Source organism: uncultured Chitinophaga sp., from assembly GCF_937874145.1.
In the GTDB taxonomy this organism is placed as follows: Bacteria; Bacteroidota; Bacteroidia; order Chitinophagales; family Chitinophagaceae; genus Chitinophaga.
Genome location: NZ_CALNBI010000057.1, coordinates 1 through 6274 on the forward strand (window position 1 = coordinate 1; position 6274 = coordinate 6274).

General features: G+C 55.0%; 7 protein-coding genes. 4 read left to right on the forward strand and 3 right to left on the reverse strand.

What is annotated here, in order from left to right; all coding sequences use genetic code 11:
- Nucleotides 1-147: 147 nt before the first annotated feature.
- The 3 genes from Q0510_RS02540 to Q0510_RS02550 are packed head-to-tail and all read left to right on the forward strand — an operon-like array spanning nucleotide 148 to nucleotide 2819.
- Nucleotides 148-1023 (forward strand): nucleoside phosphorylase, encoded by an 876-nt coding sequence (locus Q0510_RS02540; protein WP_298707936.1) that lies wholly within the window; start codon nucleotides 148-150, stop codon nucleotides 1021-1023.
- A 33-nt stretch (nucleotides 1024-1056) separates the two neighbouring features.
- A complete protein-coding gene (gene dapF / locus Q0510_RS02545; protein ID WP_298707938.1) occupies nucleotides 1057-1836 on the forward strand; it encodes a diaminopimelate epimerase in 780 nt (259 codons plus the stop codon).
- Between the two features lie 44 nt (nucleotides 1837-1880).
- Nucleotides 1881-2819 carry a magnesium transporter CorA family protein gene (locus Q0510_RS02550; protein WP_298707940.1) on the forward strand — a complete coding sequence of 313 codons (939 nt, stop codon included), beginning with the start codon at nucleotides 1881-1883 and terminating at the stop codon, nucleotides 2817-2819.
- Here the strand turns inward: Q0510_RS02550 and Q0510_RS02555 are convergent.
- The 3 genes from Q0510_RS02555 to Q0510_RS02565 are packed head-to-tail and all read right to left on the reverse strand — an operon-like array spanning nucleotide 2816 to nucleotide 4325.
- A complete protein-coding gene (locus tag Q0510_RS02555; RefSeq protein ID WP_298707942.1) occupies nucleotides 2816-3265 on the reverse strand; it encodes an NUDIX domain-containing protein in 450 nt (149 codons plus the stop codon). The two genes, Q0510_RS02550 and Q0510_RS02555, sit on opposite strands and share 4 nt — an antisense overlap.
- Before the next feature lie 14 nt (nucleotides 3266-3279).
- The gene (locus Q0510_RS02560; RefSeq protein ID WP_298707943.1) at nucleotides 3280-4074 is read right to left on the reverse strand and encodes a queuosine precursor transporter; all 795 of its coding nucleotides are present in this window, start codon (nucleotides 4072-4074) and stop codon (nucleotides 3280-3282) included.
- On the reverse strand, nucleotides 4071-4325 hold the full coding sequence (locus Q0510_RS02565) for a hypothetical protein (RefSeq protein ID WP_298707944.1): 255 nt from the start codon (nucleotides 4323-4325) through the stop codon (nucleotides 4071-4073). The genes Q0510_RS02560 and Q0510_RS02565 overlap by 4 nt, the downstream gene beginning before the upstream one ends.
- A gap of 91 nt (nucleotides 4326-4416) precedes the next feature.
- Between Q0510_RS02565 and Q0510_RS02570 the strand changes: the two genes are divergently transcribed.
- Nucleotides 4417-6274 (forward strand): hypothetical protein (locus tag Q0510_RS02570; protein ID WP_298707945.1); only part of this gene is annotated, 1858 nt, incomplete at its 3' end.

Below are 6274 nucleotides of genomic sequence, written 5' to 3' on the forward strand. Positions count from 1 at the left end.
AGGTTTTGCAGACCTCTGCCTAGCCACTCGGCCACGGTACCTTTTTTTGTGCCATCCGTTTTTGATGGACTGCAAAAGTAGCAAATTTTAGATATTTGCCAAATCTGATTACAAGATATTTCTTTACGGATAAAAAAATACTGACGTATGTCTACAGGAATCGCCGCATCAGAACTGATCCTCAACGCCCGCGGGGCCGTTTACCACCTGGATGTAAGACCCGAAGAAATCGCTCATACGATTATCACCGTCGGTGATCCCGAACGGGTGCAAAATGTGAGCAAGCACTTCGACCGGATCGAAGGTACATACCAGCACCGCGAATTCGTCACGCATACGGGATTTGTGGGAAATACCCGGATCTCCGTGGTGTCGACCGGCATCGGGACCGACAATATCGACATCGTGCTGAACGAGCTGGACGCCCTGGTGAACATTGATTTCAATACCAGGCAGGTAAAGGAGGAACTCGTGAGCCTGCGCATCGTGCGGCTGGGCACTTCTGGTTCCCTGCAGGAAGATATCCCCGTGGATGCGTTCGTGGCTTCGTCGCATGCCATCGGGCTGGACAATTTGCTGCCGTATTACACCTGGCACAACACGCCCGAAGAGCTCCAGCTACTGGAAGCCTTCCGAGGGCAGGTGCGCCTCCAGCCCCACGCGGCCAGGCCTTACCTTTTTGAAGCCGCACCCGAATTGCTGGAGCGCTTCGGCGAAGGGTTCCATACAGGCATCACCGTTACCTGCCCCGGCTTCTACGCCCCCCAGGGCCGCCAGCTCAGGGGCGCCCTCTCCCACCCCCAGCTGATCGGCCAGCTGGGCGCCTTTAGCTTCGAAAACCGCCATATCACGAATTTCGAGATGGAAACATCGGGGATTTACGGACTGGGCCGCGTTCTCGGGCACCGCTGCCTCTCGCTCAGCGCCATCGTGGCCAACCGCGTTCGGGGAGAATTCAGTGCGGACGGCAATGCCGCGGTGGAAAAGCTCATCGCCACGGCCCTGCCCATCATCGCCGCTTGATCCAATCCCAGTATTGTGTAACTTTGCACCATCATGCAGATTCATTTCTATAAATACCAGGGCACCGGGAACGATTTCGTGATCCTCGACAACCGCAACGGCGATTACGCCGGGCTGACCACCGAACAGATCGAACACCTCTGCGACCGCCGCTTCGGCATCGGTGCCGACGGGTTGATGATGCTCGAGAACCAGGACGGGTACGACTTCCGGATGAAGTATTACAATGCCGACGGCCGCGAAGGCAGCATGTGCGGCAACGGCGGCCGGTGCCTTACCGCTTTTGCCCGCCACATGGGCATCCCCGGCGAAACCCTGCGGTTTATCGCGACCGACGGCGGGCATGACGCCAAATTCCGGGAAAACGGCTGGGTGGAACTGAAAATGAAAGATGTGGACCAGGTCGAAAACGGCGGTTCCTTCTTCTACCTCAACACCGGCTCTCCCCACTACGTGCAATTTGTGACCGACATCCAGGAAGTGGATGTGTATGAAGACGGCCGGGCCGTCCGCTACAACGACCGCTTTGCCGCCGTGGGCACCAACGTGAACTTTGTACAGGAAATCGATAAAGGCATTTTCGTGCGCACTTATGAGCGCGGCGTGGAAGACGAAACGTATTCCTGCGGCACGGGCGTTACCGCCGCCGCCCTTACGGCCGCTCCCGGCGAAGCCGGTGAATACGCCATCCCGGTCGAAACCCTGGGCGGGCACCTGGAAGTCCGCTTCCTCCGTACCGGCGAGCAGCAGTATGAGGACATCTGGCTCTGCGGCCCCGCCACGCCTGTATTTGAAGGAAATATTAAAATTTAGCCCCCCGGCTTTTGGTACATTAATTCCATTACCTTTGCGCCCGGATGATCCAGTACTTTATAAATATCGATGCCCGTACGGTTGAAATCAAGGAGCCGGACAATGGCGCCTGGGTGAATATCACCCCGCCGCTCAAGCAGTCCGAATTCGAACAACTGTCGGAAAACCTCGATATCCCGCTGGACTTTTTGACGGACTCCCTCGATATCGACGAAAAAAGCCGCTTCGAGCTGGAAGACAATGTAAAGCTCATCGTTATCAAAACCCCAACGGAAAACAATTCCATCAACGAAAGCGACGCCTATTACATTACCATCCCCATCGTAATCATCCTCACCCACAACCAGATCGTTACCGTCAATTCCTTCGACAACGCAGCCATCAAGAAATTCCTCAACACCTTCCATAACCGCCATCCTGAAAAGCGGAACATGATGGTATTGAAGATTTTCGAGAAAGTGGTGATGAACTTCCTCGATTACCTCAAGGAAATCAACCAGCGCCGCAACCTGCTCGAACAAAAGCTGTACGACTCCAACCGGAACGAGGAACTGCTCTACCTCATGCGGATCCAGAAATCCCTCGTATACTTCGTTACCGCCCTGCGCAGCAACGAACTGCTGCTCATGAAACTGGAACGCACCAATTTCCTCGGCCTCAACGAAGACGAAAAGGAATTCCTGAACGACCTGATCGTAGACACTTCCCAGGCGCTGGAAATGGCCAATATCTACACCAACATCCTCTCCAGCACCATGGATGCCTTCGCCAGCATCATTTCCAACAACCTCAACTTCGTGATGAAACGCCTCACGTCCATCACGATCGTTCTCACCCTGCCCGTTCTCGTGGCCAGCATCTACGGCATGAACGTAGACATTCCCTACGCACATTCCCCCTTCAGCTTCTACATACCTGTCACCATCGCGATCGTAACCGCGGTAGTGATGAGCTGGTATTTCATGAAGAAAAAGTGGTTCTAGTATTTCGCTTTGACGATATCCGCCAGCACCTTGTCGATCGGCAAGGTAACCGCCGCTGAGGAGAAGTCTTCCCAATCCACCCATCTCACCCCTTCCACCTGCGTTGCACCTTCCGGGACCTCGAACCCGAACGGCTTTTCCAGCAAAGGCGCCACGAAGGGAGAAGTGGCTTTCAACAGGTAATATATGGAGATGATCTGGTTCACGTCATCGAAAGCGGAGATCTGGAAGAAGTCGGTGGTGTAGATATGTTCTACCACTTCCACGTCCTGGTTCACTTCTTCCTTCCATTCCCGGACGATGCATTCCAGCGTGCCTTCCCCGAATTCGAGGCCGCCGCCGGGGAATTTGGTGTAATAACCGCCGCGGATGTACTCGTCGCTCACGAGTACCTGTTTCTTTTCATTGAACAAAATGCCGTACACACGGACTGTAAACTGAGGCATGAGATGTGGTATGATTAACGGTTCATGGCCGCCCGCTTCATTTCCGCCGCCAGATCGTGCCCCAGGTACCGTTCAATGATACCATGGACCCAATAAATGACCGGCGTGAGCACGATGGCGACCGTGAATTTATATATATAATTGATGATGCAGACGCTGATGACCAGCCCCAGCGGCCAGGCTTGTCCTTTTTGCCCGGTGATGATGGGGAACAGGTGGAAGGCGCAGAACAGCACGACGAACGAATCGATGAGCTGGGAAACGAGCGTAGAGCCGGTAGCGCGGAGCCAGATTTTCCCCTCCCCGGTCATTTTCTTGATCTTATGGAACGTGAACACATCCACCAGCTGCCCCAGCAGGAAGGCCGTAAGCGAAGCGATGATGATCATGGAACCCTGGCCCAGGATCTGGCCGTAGGCCACATCCATATCCGGCACACCGGCTTCTACCTTGCTGGTTACGAAAAACGCGGCCGGCTCGAGGCGGATGGCGATATAAAAGATGATGAAGGCGAATGCGATGAGCGCGGCGGTGAGGTACGACAGAAAACGGACGCCCTTCACCCCGAAATACTCATTAATAATATCGGTCATGATAAACACAACGGGCCAGAGCAATACGCCGGCGGTCATATTGAAACTATAGGCGTCGCCGAAGATCAGGATATTGACGGGGCTCATGCCGAAGGTGGCTTCCAGGGAGAATATCTTGACGCCGATGATCTCGGCGATGAGGGCGTTGGCCACGAAAATGCCGGCCAGTATGATGAATACCCGGGTGGGTTTGTCTTTTAAGATATTGGTAATCATATGGGTGATGCGAGTTGGATGAGCAAGATAAGCACATTCAGCACAAATACATATGGATGGATGTCTGCAAACCGCACCTTTTTCAACAGCAGCATGACAACAGCGATGAGCACCGTGAGGATATTGAGCGGCGCAGCCACGAGCCAGCCGAGGATGGTGACGTGTTTGGTGAGGAAGCTCCAGGCCTCGGGATCTCCCATCATCCGGACGAAGTAACCGAGCAAAAAGCAGATATTACAGATAAAGCTCAATTTTATGAGAAAGCGGACGAGCCTCATATTGAAATTTCGGATAAAATACAGTTATTTTGGATTCTTTTAAAAACTAAACCGGAAAAACCCGATGCAACAAAACTGGCAAAAAGGCCTCCTGAAACATGTGTATGCCATCCTGATCTTCCTGGGATTAGCTTTCCTGTTCTGCTCCCCCGTGTTGAACGACATGGAACTGCGGCAGACGGATAACGTTTCCTGGAAGGGTATGTCGCAGGAAGCGCGCGCTTACCACGACAGTACCGGCATCCAGCCCATCTGGACCAACGCCATGTTCGGCGGTATGCCCACCTACCAGATCTATATGGCGCAGGATAACTACACGTACAACCTGCACACGATCCTGACTTTGGGTTTGCCGAAGCCGGTGAATTTTTATTTCCTGGCCATGATCGGGTTTTACTTCCTGCTGTGCGTGATGCACTTCCGCTGGTGGGTAGCGGTACTGGGCGCCATCGCCTTCGGGTTCGGTTCCTATAACGCCATGATCATTGCGGCGGGGCACGATACGAAAATGTTCACCATCGCCTACATGGCGCCCCTGCTCGCGGGCATCCTCCTCGCCTACCGCGGCAAATACTTCATCGGCGGGATCATCACCTGCATCACACTGTGCCTCATGATCACCTCCGGCCACTACCAGATGGTGTATTATATGCTGCTGGTGTGCCTGTGCCTGGGCGTTACCTACTTCATCCATGCCATCCGTAACAAAGAACTTCCCCGTTTCGCCAAAGCTACGGGCACGCTGATCGTTTTCGGGATACTGTCTGTATTACCGAGCACCGTTACCCTGTGGACCACCACCGAGTTCGCGCAATACACCATGCGCGGCGGCCATAGCGAGCTCACGCCCGAAGCCGGTACCGAAAGCGATAAAACCAAAGGCGGCCTCGATAAATCCTACGCTTTCAACTGGAGCGAAGGCATCATGGAAACGCTCACCATCGTAGCGCCCAACCTGTACGGCGGTCCTTCCACAGGCCCGCTGCCCGGGAACGGCGAAATGCACAAGCAATTGCTGAATATGGGCGTACCGCAGGCGCAGGCCGATCAGCTCGTGCAGCAGATGCCGCGCTACTGGGGCGGCCAGCCTATGACCGACGGCGGCGTGTACTGGGGCGCCGTCATCCTGTTCTTCTTCGTACTCGCGCTGTTTACCGTAAAGGATTTCAACCGGGGATGGATCATCGCGGCCTGTGTGACCGGCGTAGTGCTGGCATGGGGCAGCAACCTGTCTTTCATCAACTATTTCCTGTTCGACCACTTACCGTACTACAATAAGTTCCGCGCGCCGGCGCAGGCCCTCGTGATCCCGCAGTTGCTGGTCCCCTTCTTCGCATGCTGGGGCCTCAACCAGCTGATCACCGACGCGCAGGACAAAAAGCTCGCCATGAAAAACCTCACGAAAGCGCTTTACGTAACCGGCGGCCTCGCGCTGCTGCTCGTGATCGCTTCTTTCGGGATGCTTGCCTTCACGCATAAAGACGATTTCGCATACCAGTTCTTCGGCCAGTTCGTGGGCGGCAACCAGGAAATGCTCGACCAGCTGGTCAACGCCCTGAAAGCCGACCGCGCCTCGCTGCTGCGCATCGACGCCTTCCGCAGCCTCTTCTTCATCGTGGCGGCGTTTGCACTGGGCTGGGCCTGGCTGAAAGGCAAACTGGCGGCAACACCGGTACTGGCCATCCTCGCCGGCCTCGTAGCCCTCGACCAGATATGGATCTCCAACCGCTACCTCGGCAAAGAGCATTACGTAACGCCCACCGAATACAGCGCCATCTTCGCACCATCGCCCGTAGACACCGAGATCCGCAAAGACCCCGATCCCTACTACCGCGTACTTAATACCGCCCGCTTCGAAGACGCGATCAGCTCCTACCACCACAAGAGCGTGGGCGGCTACAGCCCCGTGAAGCTCGCCCGCT

Excerpts from the sequence above, each read along its gene's own strand:
- dapF (WP_298707938.1), top strand. The coding sequence starts at position 1,057 with ATGCAGATTCATTTCTATAAATACCAGGGCACCGGGAACGATTTCGTG.
- Q0510_RS02540 (WP_298707936.1), top strand. The coding sequence starts at position 148 with ATGTCTACAGGAATCGCCGCATCAGAACTGATCCTCAACGCCCGCGGG.
- Q0510_RS02550 (WP_298707940.1), top strand. The coding sequence starts at position 1,881 with ATGATCCAGTACTTTATAAATATCGATGCCCGTACGGTTGAAATCAAG.
- Q0510_RS02560 (WP_298707943.1), bottom strand. The coding sequence starts at position 4,074 with ATGATTACCAATATCTTAAAAGACAAACCCACCCGGGTATTCATCATA.
- Q0510_RS02555 (WP_298707942.1), bottom strand. The coding sequence starts at position 3,265 with ATGCCTCAGTTTACAGTCCGTGTGTACGGCATTTTGTTCAATGAAAAG.